Annotated in this window: 18 protein-coding genes; 8 read left to right on the top strand and 10 right to left on the bottom strand. The window is 52.3% G+C overall.

Annotation, left to right across the window (positions count from 1 at the left end; translation table 11 throughout):
* Positions 1 to 233 precede the first annotated feature (233 nt).
* Positions 234 to 773 (top strand): gamma carbonic anhydrase family protein, encoded by a 540-nt coding sequence (locus NHN17_RS12325; protein ID WP_255042856.1) that lies wholly within the window; start codon positions 234 to 236, stop codon positions 771 to 773.
* A 2-nt stretch (positions 774 to 775) separates the two neighbouring features.
* On the opposite strand, the gene NHN17_RS12320 is transcribed toward NHN17_RS12325, so the two are convergent.
* The 4 genes from NHN17_RS12320 to tsaC form a co-directional block, all read right to left on the bottom strand.
* A complete protein-coding gene (locus tag NHN17_RS12320; protein WP_255042855.1) occupies positions 776 to 1,039 on the bottom strand; it encodes a DUF1488 family protein in 264 nt (87 codons plus the stop codon).
* An 8-nt stretch (positions 1,040 to 1,047) separates the two neighbouring features.
* Positions 1,048 to 1,869 carry a shikimate dehydrogenase gene (aroE, locus tag NHN17_RS12315; protein ID WP_255042854.1) on the bottom strand — a complete coding sequence of 274 codons (822 nt, stop codon included), beginning with the start codon at positions 1,867 to 1,869 and terminating at the stop codon, positions 1,048 to 1,050.
* A 96-nt stretch (positions 1,870 to 1,965) separates the two neighbouring features.
* Positions 1,966 to 2,871 (bottom strand): oxygen-dependent coproporphyrinogen oxidase, encoded by a 906-nt coding sequence (gene hemF, locus NHN17_RS12310; protein ID WP_255042853.1) that lies wholly within the window; start codon positions 2,869 to 2,871, stop codon positions 1,966 to 1,968.
* Positions 2,872 to 2,881: 10 nt separating this feature from the next.
* The gene (tsaC, locus tag NHN17_RS12305; RefSeq protein ID WP_255042852.1) at positions 2,882 to 3,439 is read right to left on the bottom strand and encodes an L-threonylcarbamoyladenylate synthase type 1 TsaC; all 558 of its coding nucleotides are present in this window, start codon (positions 3,437 to 3,439) and stop codon (positions 2,882 to 2,884) included.
* 199 nt (positions 3,440 to 3,638) lie between these two features.
* Between tsaC and purE the strand changes: the two genes are divergently transcribed.
* A complete protein-coding gene (purE, locus tag NHN17_RS12300; RefSeq protein WP_255042851.1) occupies positions 3,639 to 4,127 on the top strand; it encodes a 5-(carboxyamino)imidazole ribonucleotide mutase in 489 nt (162 codons plus the stop codon).
* The gene (locus NHN17_RS12295; protein ID WP_255042850.1) at positions 4,127 to 5,242 is read left to right on the top strand and encodes a 5-(carboxyamino)imidazole ribonucleotide synthase; all 1,116 of its coding nucleotides are present in this window, start codon (positions 4,127 to 4,129) and stop codon (positions 5,240 to 5,242) included. The genes purE and NHN17_RS12295 overlap by 1 nt, the downstream gene beginning before the upstream one ends.
* A gap of 88 nt (positions 5,243 to 5,330) precedes the next feature.
* Here NHN17_RS12295 and NHN17_RS12290 read toward each other — a convergent pair whose 3' ends face one another.
* Genes NHN17_RS12290 through NHN17_RS12275 form a run of 4 tightly spaced genes read right to left on the bottom strand, consistent with a single transcriptional unit; the run spans position 5,331 to position 8,618 of the window.
* Complete coding sequence (locus NHN17_RS12290; protein ID WP_255042849.1) at positions 5,331 to 5,888, bottom strand: DNA topoisomerase family protein; 558 nt, start codon at positions 5,886 to 5,888, stop codon at positions 5,331 to 5,333.
* A gap of 40 nt (positions 5,889 to 5,928) precedes the next feature.
* Positions 5,929 to 6,402 (bottom strand): DUF494 family protein, encoded by a 474-nt coding sequence (locus NHN17_RS12285; RefSeq protein ID WP_107351489.1) that lies wholly within the window; start codon positions 6,400 to 6,402, stop codon positions 5,929 to 5,931.
* Between the two features lie 2 nt (positions 6,403 to 6,404).
* Positions 6,405 to 7,499: a DNA-processing protein DprA gene (gene dprA / locus NHN17_RS12280; RefSeq protein ID WP_255042848.1), complete on the bottom strand. Its 1,095-nt coding sequence runs from the start codon at positions 7,497 to 7,499 to the stop codon at positions 6,405 to 6,407.
* Positions 7,500 to 7,508: 9 nt separating this feature from the next.
* Positions 7,509 to 8,618 carry a LysM peptidoglycan-binding domain-containing protein gene (locus NHN17_RS12275; RefSeq protein ID WP_255042847.1) on the bottom strand — a complete coding sequence of 370 codons (1,110 nt, stop codon included), beginning with the start codon at positions 8,616 to 8,618 and terminating at the stop codon, positions 7,509 to 7,511.
* A 258-nt stretch (positions 8,619 to 8,876) separates the two neighbouring features.
* On the opposite strand from NHN17_RS12275, the gene def reads away from it, so the two are divergent.
* The 5 genes from def to NHN17_RS12250 all read left to right on the top strand — a co-directional run bounded on the left by def (position 8,877) and on the right by NHN17_RS12250 (position 14,767).
* Positions 8,877 to 9,398: a peptide deformylase gene (gene def / locus NHN17_RS12270; RefSeq protein ID WP_255042846.1), complete on the top strand. Its 522-nt coding sequence runs from the start codon at positions 8,877 to 8,879 to the stop codon at positions 9,396 to 9,398.
* Positions 9,399 to 9,427: 29 nt separating this feature from the next.
* Positions 9,428 to 10,372, top strand: coding sequence for a methionyl-tRNA formyltransferase (fmt, locus tag NHN17_RS12265; RefSeq protein ID WP_255042845.1), 945 nt, complete (start codon positions 9,428 to 9,430; stop codon positions 10,370 to 10,372).
* 97 nt (positions 10,373 to 10,469) lie between these two features.
* The gene (rsmB, locus tag NHN17_RS12260) at positions 10,470 to 11,750 is read left to right on the top strand and encodes a 16S rRNA (cytosine(967)-C(5))-methyltransferase RsmB (RefSeq protein ID WP_255042844.1); all 1,281 of its coding nucleotides are present in this window, start codon (positions 10,470 to 10,472) and stop codon (positions 11,748 to 11,750) included.
* A gap of 186 nt (positions 11,751 to 11,936) precedes the next feature.
* Positions 11,937 to 13,313, top strand: coding sequence for a Trk system potassium transporter TrkA (gene trkA / locus NHN17_RS12255; RefSeq protein ID WP_255042843.1), 1,377 nt, complete (start codon positions 11,937 to 11,939; stop codon positions 13,311 to 13,313).
* 8 nt (positions 13,314 to 13,321) lie between these two features.
* Positions 13,322 to 14,767, top strand: coding sequence for a TrkH family potassium uptake protein (locus tag NHN17_RS12250; protein WP_255042842.1), 1,446 nt, complete (start codon positions 13,322 to 13,324; stop codon positions 14,765 to 14,767).
* 94 nt (positions 14,768 to 14,861) lie between these two features.
* Here NHN17_RS12250 and trhA read toward each other — a convergent pair whose 3' ends face one another.
* Together trhA and NHN17_RS12240 are read right to left on the bottom strand one after the other, a co-directional pair.
* A complete protein-coding gene (gene trhA / locus NHN17_RS12245) occupies positions 14,862 to 15,521 on the bottom strand; it encodes a PAQR family membrane homeostasis protein TrhA (protein WP_255042841.1) in 660 nt (219 codons plus the stop codon).
* Positions 15,522 to 15,656: 135 nt separating this feature from the next.
* Complete coding sequence (locus tag NHN17_RS12240) at positions 15,657 to 16,445, bottom strand: sporulation protein (RefSeq protein ID WP_255042840.1); 789 nt, start codon at positions 16,443 to 16,445, stop codon at positions 15,657 to 15,659.
* Between the last annotated feature and the right edge of the window lie 73 nt (positions 16,446 to 16,518).

Below are 16,518 nucleotides of genomic sequence, written 5' to 3'. Positions count from 1 at the left end.
TCAAATTGTTAAAGAACAATACTGATTGGTTAGCGGCTTAAGTTGCCGTGCTCCGTGTCAGTGAGGTCGCATTATAGAGAGTTCGATCACGTTAGCAAGGCCAAATTCAAAATAAATTCATCTTTTGAGCTTAACTGTGCAGTAATCAAACAAAGGCGGTGTTTTTCGATATTATTTACACCACACCAAGGCTAGTCTGACGTTATAAACTTAATTTTTTAAGGCTCTTTTTTATGATTTCACCTCTTCGCTCCTATAAAAACACTTATCCCACTATCGCTCCCACCGCCTATGTCGATCCGTCAGCAGTTCTTGTCGGTGACATCGCTCTCGGAGAGGATGCCAGCATCTGGCCTTTGGTTGCGGCCCGTGGGGATGTGAATCATATAAAGATAGGATCAAAGACCAATGTTCAAGATGGTACTGTCCTGCATGTATCACGAACCAGCAGCGAAAAACCACAAGGTCACCCCTTACTCATTGGAGATGAGGTGACAATTGGCCATAAAGCCATGCTACACGGCTGTCAAATCGGCCATCGTGTTTTAGTCGGTATGGGCGCTATTATTCTAGATGGTGCGATTATCGAGGATGATGTGATGATTGGCGCTGGTAGTTTAGTACCACCAGGCAAAGTACTAAAAAGCGGCTTTCTCTATATAGGTAGCCCAGTAAAGCAAGTGCGCCCTTTAACCGATAAAGAGCGCGCTTTTCTGCCAGCCTCGGCAGACAACTACGTCAGGCTGAAAAACGAATATCTCGCAGAAGAGTAGGGTTAGGCGATATCGATATCACCATCGGCGTTAAACTCTTCATCTTCAATCAAGTTTTCAGCGATATCTTCCAGATCGAAACGGTATTGGGCAAACACAGCAAGAACAGCAGCTTCATCAGCAAGTGCTTGCCCATACTCTTTTTCAAGCCAGGCTAAGCTAACCCAGCAATGTATCAGTGCACCACCTTGTTGTGCGGGAAACGTCACGGCTTGGCGCTCACTGTCCCACGCTTGCATGTCAGCAAACAAAATATCTTGATTCATAATATTCTTTACTTTTGAAGTGTACGGCGCAATTCATTTTGCACCTGTTTAGCCCCAGGCCGAATGCCACGCCACAGCATAAAACTCTCTGCGGCTTGACCGACCAACATGCCCAGACCATCCAGCGCTACTCTAGCACCATGCTCTTTGGCCCAGACATTAAATGTCGTCGGCTCGGCACTGTAGACCATGTCGTAGCAGGTCACTTCAGGGCGGATCAAACTAGTAGGGATCCCGGGTAACTCACCGCTAAGGCTCGCTGAAGTCGAATTAATAATCACGTCAAATTCATTACCCTCTAGTTCAGACAAGGCCGACGCCTCCACTGGACCATGGGAAGAGAACAATTCGACAAGCGCCCTGGCTTTTTCCACTGTCCGATTAGCAATAGTCAGTGAGCCGACACCTTGTGCCAGTAGTGGCAACACCACTCCACGAGCTGCACCGCCCGCACCGATCAGCAGGACTCTTTGTCCTTTCAATAAGGTACTGTGCTGAATCAAATCCTGCACTAGGCCTTCACCATCGGTATTGTCACCGAGAATAATGCCGTCATCGAGCTTTTTTAGGGTGTTCACAGCCCCAGCCAAGCGAGCTCGCTCGGTCAGTTGATCGGCATAGGCAAACGCATCTTCTTTAAATGGCATCGTGATATTACAACCACGACCACCAGCAGTAAAAAACGTATCTGCAGCCTCTTTAAATCCATCTATGGGTGCAAGCTGCGCTTCATAGCGCATGTCCTGCCCAGTTTGGCGGGCAAAAAGAGTGTGAATAAAAGGGGATTTACTCTGGGCAATCGGGTTGCCAAAAACAACATACTTATCCATCAGCCGGGATTCCGTGTTTTCAAACCAATAAAAAGGGCCAGTATTTCTACTGACCCTATCATTGCCAATTCAATGACTCAATTCCTTTCAGACACCTTACCAACTCCGCGGCTGAAGGTAGTTGTCATAAAGATCAGCTTCCTTTGAACCCGGCTCTGGGGTGTAGCTATACTCCCAGCGAGCGAGAGGAGGCATAGACATCAGGATCGATTCGGTACGTCCCCCGCTTTGCAGACCGAACAAGGTGCCACGGTCATATACCAGGTTAAATTCAACATAGCGGCCACGGCGATACAATTGGAACTGACGTTCACGTTCGCCATAGGGGGCAGGGGAGCGCTTCTCAACAATCGGTAAATATGCATCTAGGTAACCATTACCTACGGCCTGCATATAAGCAAAGCTCTTTTCAAAGCCCCAAGCATTGAGGTCATCGAAAAATAAACCACCCACACCACGGGTCTCGTTACGGTGGGGCAAGAAGAAGTATTTGTCACACCAGGCTTTGTGCTCATCATATACCGACTCGCCGAAAGGCTGGCAAAGCGCTTTGGCGGTATCATGCCAATGCTGGCAATCTTCTTCAAACGGATAGAACGGTGTCAAATCAAATCCGCCACCAAACCACCAGACCGGATCTTCCCCTTCCTTCTCAGCAATGAAGAACCGTACATTGGCATGAGAGGTCGGCACATACGGGTTACGAGGGTGGATCACCAGCGATACTCCCATAGCCTCAAAGCTGCGTCCAGCAAGTTCAGGTCGGTGCGCCGTAGCAGATGCTGGCATTCTGGTACCGAACACATGAGAAAAGTTAACACCAGCCTGCTCAAAGAGTTGGCCTTCTCGTAAAACCCGGCTACGCCCCCCGCCGCCTAGTTCACGCTGCCACTCATCTTGCTCGAAGCCCGCTTGCCCGTCCTGCTCGGCAACGGCATTACAGATCCTGTCTTGCAGATTCAGCAAAAAGGCTTTGACGGCTTCTTTATTCACTTGCTGCATAATCTCAATCCTATCCTTGGCGGAAAATATTGCCGGTGATGGCATCACGGATTTCAGAAGGGTTGTTTCGCCCTGCGGTTTCCCCCTGCAAAATCGCTGATAACTGATTGCCTAACTGAGCTTCAACATCGGCAACCGTACGCCCGGGCTCTTGACCAGTGAGGTTGGCGCTGGTCGATGTCAAAGGCTTACCAAAGGCAAGGCAGAGCTGTTGTACCTGAGGATGATCGGTTACTCGCACCGCAATTGTATCGAACTGCCCGGTCAAAAAACGCGGCACACCCGGTTTGGTTGGCATGACCCAGGTTACCGGCCCTGGCCAGGAGGCAAAAATTCGGGCTTTCTGCTCTTCGCTCAATGCACTGTCATCGATATAGGGTGCCAGTTGTTCGTAATTGGCAGCAATGAGGATCAGACCTTTTTCAATCGGGCGCTGCTTGAGCGCCAACAGCTTGTTGACGGCTGTTTCACTATCAGGATCGCAGCCCACACCAAAGACAGCTTCGGTTGGGTATGCAATAACATCCTGCTGCCGTAGGGCAGCAACCACTTGGCTAAGGTTCTCCACAGGTACCTCTTTGAAATGACTGGCGTCAGTTGTAACGTTCTGTTTACCTATCTTACCGACTCCTTACTAACAACTCCATGCTCGTTAATCATTGTTGCAATTTACCTGACGCAAACGTTTTCCTTCACAAAAAATACTCGTATAATGCGCGGCACACGCATTAATACCTCACCGTTTAGTTACCCCAAAGGAGATCGGGATGAAAGTTGGGATCATCATGGGCTCAAAGTCAGATTGGCCGACCATGCAGCATGCTGCTGAAATGCTGGACCGCTTCAACATTGCTTATGAAACCAAGGTCGTTTCAGCCCACCGTACTCCGCACTTATTGTCTGAGTACGCAGAGCAAGCACAGCAACGTGGTATCAAGGTGATCATTGCCGGTGCTGGTGGCGCAGCCCACTTGCCAGGAATGACTGCTGCCTTTACCAGTCTACCAGTCCTTGGGGTACCGGTTCAGTCCCGTGCCCTGAAAGGGATGGACTCCCTGCTGTCGATTGTACAGATGCCAAAAGGCGTTGCGGTCGGCACTTTGGCTATCGGTGATGCCGGAGCCGCTAATGCCGGCCTACTAGCAGCTCAAATCATCGGAACCCAAGACAGCACGGTCATGGCCGCTATCGATGCATTCCGCAAAGAGCAAACCGATACCATTCTGGCCAACCCGAACCCGGCCGAGGAAGCATAATGAAAGTACTGGTACTCGGTGCCGGGCAGCTTGCCCGAATGATGTCACTGGCTGGCGCACCACTGAACATCGAAGTCTTTGCTTATGATGTCGGTACTGGCAACGTCGTGCACCCCCTGACCCAACAGGTTATGCTGAAAGGACTCAATACGGCTATTACGTATTCCGATGTGATCACCGCAGAGTTCGAACATATCCCTCACGAAGTGTTGGATATCTGCGAGCAAAGCGGTAAATTCCTGCCGACCACTGACGCCATCAAGGCTGGCGGTGATCGTCGCCTTGAAAAAGCCTTGCTCGATAGTGCCGGGGTGGCCAACGCCACATACCAACTGATCAACAGCCGAGAAGATTTAGATACCGCGATGGACACCGTTGGTCTGCCGATGGTACTGAAGAGTGCCTTGGGTGGTTATGATGGCAAGGGCCAGTGGCGCCTGAAACACCGTGAAGATGCCGATAAAATTTGGCCTGAGATGGCTGAGTGCATGGCACAAACAGACAACCAAGCGATCGTTGCCGAAGAGTTTGTCCCGTTTGACCGTGAGGTTTCCTTGGTTGGTGCCCGCGGTAAAAGCGGTGAAATATCGGTATATCCACTGGCAGAAAACACCCACACCGACGGTGTACTGAGCCTATCAGTTTCGATGACCGGTAACGAAGCGCTGCAAAGCCAAGCCGAAACGATGTTCCGCTCGCTGGCTGAGTCAATGGATTATGTTGGAGTATTGGCCATCGAGTTCTTTGATGTCGGTGGCAAGCTACTGGTCAACGAAATAGCACCACGAGTACACAACTCGGGTCACTGGACCCAACAAGGTGCCGAGACCTGCCAGTTCGAAAACCATTTACGTGCAGTGACCGGTTTACCCTTGGGCAGTACTGCGCTGCTGCGCCCGACGGCAATGATCAATATCCTTGGTGAAAACCGCTTGCCAAGTGCGTTATTGAGCCATCCCCAGTGTCATATTCACTGGTATGGTAAAGAAAAGCGCCCAGGCCGTAAGATGGGACACATCAACGTCTGCGCTGATACCCAAGAGAAGCTGACTGCATCACTAACGACTATCGCTGCTCACCTCGACCCAGTCGCGTTTCCAGCCTTAACCCACTAGCTAGGTGCCAGATAAAACAAAGCCAGCATCATGTGCTGGCTTTGTTTTTGTATTCTCAGTTTGTGGCTAGCGCTAGGCCTAACGGCGCCTACTCCTGATATGAATGACAGCGCCGATCAGCACATTGCAGCTTGATACCTCTGACCAATTTCTTCTCAATCAACAGACCAAAACCACACGTTTGACACTGACCTTTCACCGGTTTGGCATTGACTGCAAAGCGACAGTCCGGGTATTGATCACAGGCACAAAACACCTTGCCGTAGCGTGACTTCCTCTCGATGAGATTTCCCTTCTGGCACTGTGGACAGGGCACTTGGGTCGATTCGGCTTTTTTTTCTGGTGATTCGATATGATGGCATTGTGGATAACCGCTACAGCCAATAAACATACCATAACGTCCTTGACGCAATAACAGCTCTTCGCCACAGTCGGGACAAGGCTGGCCCAAATGCTTGACGATATGACCATCATTATGGGCCAGAGACTTAATATATTCACATGCGGGGTAACTGGTGCAGCCTAAAAAAGGTCCGCGCTTACCATTGCGCATGGCCAGTGGTGACCCACATTCCGGGCACAGGTTTTCATGCTCTAGCGCGTGCTCATGGGCACTAAACAGCTGGGCGTTAATTTTTCCAGACATACGACTCAATCATCTTCAGTAACACCCCACCTACACGGGCTTAGTGTATGTAGCCATCTTCCATACCATACAGCAATTCTTCCATCTGGCTGTAGGCGCTTTCATTACCCGGCGCATTGAATAGGACCATCAAAATGATCCACTTCAAATCATCAAGGTTAAAGTCTGAGGTTTCCAATGCCATAATCCGGTCAATAACCATTTCCCGGGTATCAGCGCCCAACACATGAATTTGCTCTAAGTAGGTTAAAAATCCCCGGCAAGTAGTATCCAGCCGTGACATTTCTTGCGCCGTATAAATACGCATAGCCGTCACAGAACTGGTGTTCATATAAGGGGTTTCTTCTGTTTCTTGCAGGGCCGCGAGCTTTTCAAGCCACTCCAGCGCCTTGTAAATATCTTCCTGGTGGAAACCAGCACGAAGCAACTCTTCGGAAAGTTCATCCTGATCAACCATGAGCTCCGCATCACTGTGGATATAGGTTTCAAACAGGTACATTAGGATATCCATCATAACTAGCCCCTCCTCGTTCTGACATAGCCACCTGGTACAGCAGCGACCATTCCTTGCAATTCCAATTCAAGTAACTGCATCATGACTTCATGAACGGGTAGTCTACTACGTTCAGCAACTACATCTACGGGTGTTGCCTCATTGCCTACGTTAGCCAACAGCGCTGGAAATGGCAATTTATCATTTTGAGGTTGTGGGACACAATGAACTGACTGGCTACTTTTTGCGCACTCTGTCAGTACACCGACATCCTCAAAGATATCGACCGGCGTTTCTACTAATTTAGCACTGTTTTTTATCAACGCATGGCACCCTCGGCTCATCGGGCTGTGGATCGAGCCGGGCACCGCAAAAACATCACGACCTTGCTCAAGTGCATAACGGGCAGTGATCAAGGATCCGCTTTTTTCCTCTGCCTCTACCACTAATACGCCGACCGACAATCCACTGATCACTCGGTTACGCCGAGGAAAATGCTGGGGACGCGGTGATTCATCGGGCCAGAACTCGGAGACCAGTGCACCTTGATCGGCAATCGTGGCGGCCAGTTCTCGGTGTTTGGCAGGATAAATACGGTCAAGGCCAGAACCTAATACCGCCACAGTGGCACCGCCATTTTTCAGCGCACCGTAATGGGCCCTGCCATCGATTCCCAACGCTAAGCCGCTGGTCACGACATAGTCCGCCGCCACCATGGCAGCGGCAAACTCTCCGGCGGCCTCCAAACCATCAATACTGGCTGCCCGACTACCGACAATCGCCAACTGTGGTTCGTGCAGCCAATGCGCCTCACCTCGGACAAACAATAAAGGAGGGGGAGACGGGATTTCCCGAAGCAAAGCTGGATAAAGCAGGGAGTCGAGGGTGATGATCTGCTGGTTGGGCTGCTGGTGCCAAGCGAGACAGCGGTCAATACGCTGCTGGGGTGGAAATGCCAAGTGCTGGCATTGACGCTCGCTCAGGCCAAGCTGGATGCGATCCCGTTCGGACATCGCACACAGTTCAGCGGGCGAGGTACACTCCAACAGGCGGCTAATACGAAAGCCGCCCAGCTGCGGAGCCGAGGCCAAGGCAAGCCAATCACTAAGCGATGACATCGTACCGGCTTAACCTCTCAGGGGTGACACGACACGCGACCCGACCCTGAAAGGCTCGGTTGCACGAGTCACCACCGCAAGACTGAAATACTCATAAGGACGGATCACTATCACCTCACCGATCAGGATGTCTTGCAAACGGCCGGATTCAGAAGAAGGGAAAGGCGAAGACAATAGCTGCGGGCTATCAGGCTCACTGTACTCATAGTTGCCTTTGTCGCCGGTGTAACCCGCCCCAGATCGAATGACGCTAAGTACATGGCCAACTTCCAGACCATCAAGGTGACCCTGATTGAGCACAACGACCTCATGGGTCGCGATATACGCCATTCCCCCAATACTTGCTACCACCTCGGCCTCGGTTGCTGCAAGGGAAGGGGAGGGAGAGAAGCTCATCGCCCCTTCATGTTTAGGCAACGGGGCAGGGAGCAGCACATCATTAGGTTTAACTTCCCGGTAGGCATCGGTCAGCACCACGGCGCTGGTCGTATTTGTGACACTCACCACTTCACCACGAGCAACCTCTTTCAAGCTCGATATTCTGTAGATTTCTCCTGATGCCAACTTGCGCTCCAGCGGAGGTGCGGGTCGGTAAACCCCCCATTGTTCGTCGACAACCAATGGCATGTCGACCCAGACCGTTTCCCCTCTAGCGATATACCCCTGTGCAAGACTGTCACCAATCACATGAGGCAGGTTCTTTCGCTCCTTCTCCACCAGCAACTTATCCTCGGCGAGATACGGCAAGAGTAACTCAGCAGGCAAGGTGGTCACCGGTTTAGGGGTCACTTTGATCTTGGGTGATAAATAGCGCAGCGGTTTACGTAGCAAACGAGGCTGACCGTCAACAAAATGCAGGTGGAGTTGATCGCCGGGGTAAATCCAGTGGGGATCAGCCACCGTATGACGGTTGCTCTGCCACAATTCAGGCCAACGCCAGGGACTGGCGAGATAGTACGCTGAGATATCCCAAAGGGTATCTCCCTTCTTGACGGTATAGACAGCAGGCGCCCCTTCCTTCACGCTAAGTGCAGCAGATTGAGCGTGTACGCCAACCCCCATACTCGCGACAAACAACCACATAACCCTCCAAGGCACCTTTTTCCACTGCTTCATCATTCCCCCCACACCACTATGGCTTAAATGATCAGGCTGTCATTGACCTTGTGCAGTGTCCAGAACACTGTGTCAACCCGCCCATAGTTTTCGGCAGGCTTCACTTTTTCCAGCCTCGCGATTGCAATTTACCAAACGGTAGTAAACAGCAGGCACATAAGATCCATGCAACGGGGTACTATGATTTGCCCTGTAAAATGACTAGAATTAGAACAATTAAACGATCCCAGTTATCAGTACTGCCTTTTAAAAAGAGTGTCTATGTCTGTATTGCAAGTATTAACATTCCCTGACGAGCGCCTGCGCACCGTCGCTAAACCAGTCGAAACCGTAACGCCTGAAATCCAGAAACTTGTCGATGACATGCTGGAAACCATGTACGACGAGGAAGGGATCGGTCTGGCAGCCACTCAGGTGGATTTCCACCAGCGTATCGTGGTGATCGACCTGTCGGAAGAGCGCAATGAGCCACTGGTACTGATCAATCCAGAAATCATCGAAAAGCGCGGTGAAGACGGCATCGAAGAAGGCTGCCTGTCAGTTCCCGGTGCCCGTGCGCTAGTGCCACGAGCCGCTGAAGTCACAGTAAAAGCCCTAAACCGTGACGGCGAAGAGTTCACGTTTGACGCCGACGACCTATTAGCTATCTGTGTCCAGCACGAGCTTGACCACCTAGAAGGTAAACTGTTTGTCGATTACCTGTCGCCACTGAAGCGCAAGCGTATTCAAGACAAGCTGACTAAGATCAAACGCTACAACGAAAAACACGCGAATAACGCTTAATTCGCCCACCTGATTTTAAGGACGCTACCTTGAGCAAACCTTTGAAAATAGTTTTTGCAGGTACTCCGGATTTCGCCGCCCGTCACTTGGCGGCGTTATTGTCTTCGGAGCACGATATCATTGCGGTTTACACCCAGCCGGACCGCCCTGCAGGACGGGGAAAAAAGCTAACAGCTAGCCCAGTAAAGCATATTGCCCTTGAGCACGAGATCCCGGTCTACCAGCCGGAGAACTTCAAATCAGACGAAGCCAAGCAAGAATTGGCAGCTCTCGATGCCGATATCATGGTGGTAGTGGCTTATGGCTTGTTGTTGCCACAAGCGGTACTGGATACCCCGAAGCTGGGTTGTATCAATGTCCATGGCTCTATCCTGCCACGCTGGCGTGGTGCAGCCCCAATCCAGCGCTCGATCTGGGCGGGCGATGCGGAAACAGGCGTAACCATCATGCAGATGGATATTGGCCTAGATACTGGTGACATGCTGAAAATAGCCACGTTGCCGATCGAGCAAACCGATACCAGCGCCTCGATGTACGAGAAGCTTGCTGAGCTTGGCCCTGTCGCTTTGGTTGATTGCCTAGCTGATATTGCCGATGGTAAAGCCGTGGCGGAGAAACAAAATGATACGCTTGCCAACTACGCCAAGAAACTGAGCAAAGCAGAAGCCTGCATCAACTGGGCGGATGATGCCGCCCACATCGAACGCTGCATCCGCGCCTTCAACCCATGGCCGATGAGCTACTTCACCGTTGCAGAGCAGAACATAAAGGTCTGGCATGCCAGTGTCGAAGCCGATAGCCAAGGCCAGGCACCGGGCACGATTCTCGTTGCGGACAAGCACGGGATTTTAGTGGCAACCGGACAAGGGGCACTGCGCCTGACCGAGCTCCAGCCGCCAGGCAAAAAAGCGATGAAGGCACAAGATCTGCTGAACTCGCGCCGCGAATGGTTCGAACCCGGCACGGTACTGTAACCTTCCAAGGGCCAGTGCTTGCACTGGCCTTACTTTTTTCAACCTGCCTCCACCGCCACAAGCGACAGGGGTCAGGTCAATACACCAGGAAATCTGCATGAATGTAAGAGCTGCAGCAGCCAAGGTTATCTATCAAGTGGTTGATCAGGGCCAGTCTCTTTCTACCGCACTGCCGGCTGCCCAACAAGATATCAAAGAGCGCGACCACGCACTGCTCCAAGAGATGTGCTACGGCGTACTGCGCTGGCTTCCACGCCTTGAATCGGTTACCCAACAGCTGATGGACAAACCACTCAAGGGCAAACAGCGCGTCTTCCACCACCTTATTCTTGTTGGCCTCTACCAACTGGGTTACATGCGCATCCCAGCCCATGCGGCGGTTGCTGAAACGGTCAATGCCACCAAGAACCTGAAAAAACCACAGCTACGTGGCCTGATCAATGCCATTTTGCGAAACTACCAACGCCAACAAGAGAGCCTTGACCAACAAGCCATCAGCCATGATGCCGGCCGTTACGGCCACCCAGGCTGGTTGCTTAAGCTTCTTAAGGCAAGTTACCCTGAGCAGATCGACAGCATCACCACGGCCAACAACACCAAAGCACCGATGTGGCTGCGGGTCAACCGCCAGCACCACAGCCGCGATGCCTACCGTGCATTGCTTGATGAAGCCGGTATCGAGACGGATATTCACACCGAAGCGCCGGACGCCCTTAAACTCCACGCACCGTGCGATGTGAGCAAACTGCCGGGCTTTGCCGATGGTTGGGTGTCGGTGCAAGATGCGGCCGCCCAGCTATCTGTTGAGTACCTCCAGCCGCAAGCGGGTGAACTGATCCTTGATTGCTGCGCGGCTCCAGGCGGTAAGACCGCCCACATCATGGAGCGCCAGCCAGATACCCAAGTGGTTGCTATCGATTGTGATGACAACCGTCTAAAGCGAGTGCATGACAACCTTCAACGCCTGAACCTAACCGCTCAAGTATTGTGTGCCGATGCCCGCTACCCGGATAAATGGTGGCAGGGCGAGCTGTTCGACCGCATCTTGCTGGATGCCCCTTGTTCGGCCACCGGTGTAATCCGACGCCACCCAGACATCAAGTGGCTACGCCGCGCCGATGACATTGCTGCACTGGCCCAGCTCCAGTCGGAAATCGTTGATGCGATGTGGCAGCAGCTCAAGCCGGGCGGTACCTTGGTATATGCCACCTGCTCGATTACTCCGCAGGAAAACAGCGAACAGGTAAAAGCATTCCTTGAGCGCACCACGGATGCCGAGCTGATCGGTAGCGACCGCCAACAACCTGGCCGCCAGATATTGCCTGGCGAACAGGATATGGACGGCTTTTACTACGCCGTTATGCGCAAAGCGAGCTAACTAACCAACAACGGAACTTGACCTCAAGTTCCGTTTTTTGTTCACATTTCGGGATGTTATACAGGTAATTCAGCGGCCAATCGTTCTATCGCTGAAAACTAAGTTATTCTAAATGAGCAGAGTTCTGCATGACCCTTATCCCGAAGCGTAGTAACCTACAACGATTCTATTAATCAGGCATATGCTATGAAAATTATCATTCTCGGCGCCGGACAGGTCGGCGGCACCCTAGCCGAAAACTTGGTTGGCGAGAACAACGATATCACTATCGTCGATAAGGACCCTGAGCGCCTGCGCGAGCTGCAAGACAAATATGATCTGCGTGTCGTACAGGGCTTTGCCAGCCATCCCCGTACCCTGCGAGAAGCCGGGGCACAAGATGCCGACATGCTGGTTTCGGTAACCAACTCCGATGAAACCAACATGATCGCCTGCCAAATCGCCTTTACCTTGTTCAACACTCCGAACCGGGTGGCCCGTATCCGCTCGCCGGAGTACCTCAAGGAAAAAGACCAACTGTTCCAGTCCGATGCTGTACCGGTCGATCACCTGATCGCTCCGGAAGAACTGGTAACCGGCTATATCGAGCGCCTGATCGAATACCCGGGAGCATTGCAGGTGGTGGGATTTGCCGAGGACAAAGTCGGCCTGGTTGCCGTCAAGGCCTATTACGGAGGTCCACTCGTCGGCAACGCCTTATCAGCACTGCGTGAGCATATGCCGCACGTCGATACCCGGGTGGCCGCAATATTCCGCCAGGGCCGTCCCATCCGTCCACGCGGCACCACAATTATCGAAGCCGACGACGAAGTCTTCTTTGTCGCCGCCAGCAACCATATTCGCTCGGTGATGAGTGAACTCCAGCGCCTAGAGAAGCCGTACAAACGCCTGATGATTGTCGGTGGTGGTAATATCGGTGCCGGCCTGGCCCGTCGTTTGGAACAAAACTACAGTGTTAAACTGATCGAACGTAATCCAGAGCGGGCCGAAAACCTGTCCGAGATGCTGGAGAACACCATTGTCTTCTGTGGCGATGCCTCCGATCAGGAACTATTGAGCGAAGAGCACATCGAACAAATCGACGTGTTCATTGCCGTCACCAACGATGATGAAGCCAACATTATGTCGGCCATGCTGGCCAAGCGGATGGGCGCCAAGAAAGTCATGGTACTGATCCAGCGCGGGGCCTATGTCGACCTCGTCCAGGGCGGTACCATTGATATTGCTATTTCGCCACAGCAAGCGACAATCTCAGCCTTGCTAACCCATGTCCGCAAAGCCGATATCGTCAACGTCTCTTCGCTGCGCCGCGGGGCTGCCGAAGCTATCGAAGCGATTGCCCATGGTGACTCAAGCACCTCCAAGGTGGTTGGCAAGGCCGTTGGTGAGATCAAACTTCCTCCGGGCACCACCATTGGTGCAGTTGTCCGCGGTGAAGAAGTGCTTATTGCCCATGACCGCACGGTGATCGAACAAGATGATCACGTGGTGATGTTCCTGGTCGATAAGAAATATATCCCAGACGTCGAACGCCTGTTCCAACCTAGTCCGTTCTTCCTGTAGTCGCCAACATGGTCAACTTTCGTCCCATTCTGTTCGTGATCGGGCTGGTCTTATCCAAGATAGCCCTGTTCATGTATGTCCCGACCCTGGTGGCCTTCGCCACCGGGACCGAAGGATTTATCGACTTCGCCACCGCTGTCACCATCACTCATGTGGTGGCATTCCTATGCCTGACATTCGGCCGGACCAACGAATTCAAGCTTGGTGTGCGGGATATGTTCCTGATCACCACCTTAGTCTGGACCATTGCCAGCGCCTTTGCCGCCTTGCCGTTTGTCTTTATCAATCATATCAGCTTCACCGATGCCTACTTCGAGACCATGTCGGGGATCACCACCACAGGTTCGACCGTTCTCAGCGGGTTGGATGATATGGCACCGAGTATCTTACTCTGGCGATCCACCTTACAGTGGCTGGGCGGGATCGGCTTTATCGTGATGGGGGTGGCTATCTTGCCGATGCTCAATGTCGGTGGTATGCGCCTGTTCCAAACCGAGTCTTCTGATTGGTCTGACAAAAGCTCGCCACGGACCAAGAGCGTGGCCAAGAATATCGTCAATGTCTATCTCAGCCTGACCGGACTTTGTTTCCTCGGTTACCTAGTGACAGGGATGAATACCTTCGACGCAATCAACCATGCCTTTACCACGCTGTCGACCGGTGGCTATTCAACCTCAGACGGCTCGATGAACCACTTCTCGAACAGTGCCCATTGGGTAGCGATTGTATTCATGTTTGCCGGTGGTTTGCCGTTCCTGCTATTTGTTCAGGCGCTGCGTAAACGCGAATCCCGCTCCTTGCTGAGCGATGCTCAGGTGAGGGGGTTTACCCTCTTGGTATTCAGCGCAGGTCTTGCCGTGGCACTGTGGCTTACCTGGCAATTAGATTACCGCTTCATTGACGCGTTTAGAGTCTCGTTATTCAACATCATATCGGTGGTAACCACTACCGGTTTTGGGCTGGATGACTTTACCGCCTGGGGGCCGTTCCCGACGATCGTGTTTGCCTTCATCATGCTGGTCGGAGGGTGCTCGGGTTCGACCGCCGGCGGGATCAAAATCTTCCGTTTCCAAGTCGCCTTTGCCCTGCTGCGCAAGCAGATGATGCAGTTGATCCACCCGTCAGGAGTGTTCATCCAGCGCTACAACGGCCGACCAGTTACCGATGGGATTGTCCGCTCAGTGGTGGCCTTCGCCCTGACGTTTGTCCTGACCATCGTGGTAGTCGCCGCGATTCTCAGCATGCTGGGACTTGATGCCATCACCAGTATTACCGGCGCCGTCACAGCTGTCGCCAATGTTGGCCCCGGAATGGGCAATGTGATCGGCCCGACTGGCAACTTTGCGACCTTGCCTGACTTGGCCAAGTGGACGTTGAGCTTGGGTATGCTGATGGGTAGGCTGGAAATCCTGACCGTCTTGGTGGTGTTCTTCCCTGCGTTCTGGCGCAACTAATCCAGCAGCAAAGGCACCATAAAGAAAAAAGAGAGCCGCTTTGGCTCTCTTTTTCATATATGAGTATGTTTTTAGTGCAGGAGACTGATGCCAATTACACCGGTTTAACGTAGAAATAAATCGCCAGAAAATGGCAAACCGTTCCACCCAGTACAAACAAGTGCCAAATCGCGTGGTTATAAGGGATACGTTTATTGACATAGAACACCACCCCCACCGAATACACGATACCCCCCGCCGCCAGCAAAACCAGACCACCGGTGGCTAGAGACATCGCCAACGGGTACACCGCAATTAACGACAACCACCCCATAGTTAGGTAAGTCGCCAGTGACAAGCGCTTGAAGCGATAGACAAAAGCAATTTTCAGCATAATACCTACCAGGGCTATCCCCCAAATCACTGCCATCAGGGTGATCGCCAGTGGCGTACGCAGGGAAATCAGGAGAAACGGGGTATAAGTTCCGGCAATCAGTAGATAAATGGCACAGTGATCAAAGGTCTTCAGTGCCCGCTTGGCCCGCTCAGACGGGATCGCGTGATAGAGGGTTGATGCCAGATAGAGCAAAATCATACTGGCACCATAAATACTCAAGCTGGTAATGCTCAGCGCATCAGCACCGGCACTAACGGCCTGAATCAGTAACAAAACCAAACCAATGATCCCAAACACCATGCCAAGACCGTGGCTGATGCTGTTTGCCACTTCCTCCGTGACCGAATACTCCGAGCCGGTCGCCAACTGCTCTGCCATTGCTGTCGTCCTCAATATAGAGTTTATGCTCAATAGATCAGCAGTATGGCACATTTGGCTTACAGGTGTAAGCTGAAACAGCTATTTTTCATCAATCGCTCTTATTACGGGAGCGAGACAGCAACTTACACCGAGTTAGGTGGCTTGATCTAAAAAGGCCAATACCCGCTCACCCGCCTGCTGCGGATGTAAGCAGGCCGGAATTTCACAATAACGCTTGAGCTCGCCACGGCCAAGCAAGCCTGACAACAGGCCGTTAAAACCACGCTGGCGACGGTCGATTTCAAACCACATCTGCAAACCCGATTCATCACGGTAGACCACCACTTCCAGCTCACGCCAGCGGCCATGATAAGGCCCGGACACCGGCACGAATTCAAACTCCTGGACAAACGGCAGGGCAAACCCTTTGGCCGCCTCACATTCGACTTGGCGGATCCGAAGCCCGGCTAGCTCCAGCGCCGAAAAAACGCCGTCCAACAGCGGGTCGGGTCTAACTGTCAGCAAATCTTTATCTTTGGCATCAAAGGCCAACGGCATATCGAGGTGGGTCTCGAGCCAAACATGGGAGTCACCGATGGTGATAGGGGTATTGAAGGGCAGCGGCAAACTCACATTGAAGTAGCGCTCTTCATTGGCGCCAATAACGAACGAGTAGGGCAGTGACCATTCGGCCAAGCGACAGGTTTGGGTGATCTTTTCCTTGCGGTGCTGGCTATCTCCCCGGCTGGTCTCCACTTCCTCTTCGTAGCGGCAACACAAAAACAGGTAAATATTATCGATGTGCTGCTCCACCTTTCCGCCATGCACCAGCACATCGACCGCCAAGGGATCACCCGGGATCAACACACCCTGCGGCAGCACAGTATCGACCCGAGCCGAACCAATGCCAAGGCTGGCCAAGCTTTTGCGGAATAATGACATCAGAGCATCTCCTTTGCTGCATGCATATAACCTTTATCATCATATGCACCCTATGAATATGAAATGATACTTA

Origin of the sequence: Photobacterium pectinilyticum (assembly GCF_024357955.1) — a bacterium.
GTDB lineage: Bacteria > Pseudomonadota > Gammaproteobacteria > Enterobacterales > Vibrionaceae > Photobacterium > Photobacterium pectinilyticum.
The sequence above is the reverse complement of the archived record's forward strand: the minus strand, read 5'-3'. Positions and strand labels throughout refer to the sequence as shown.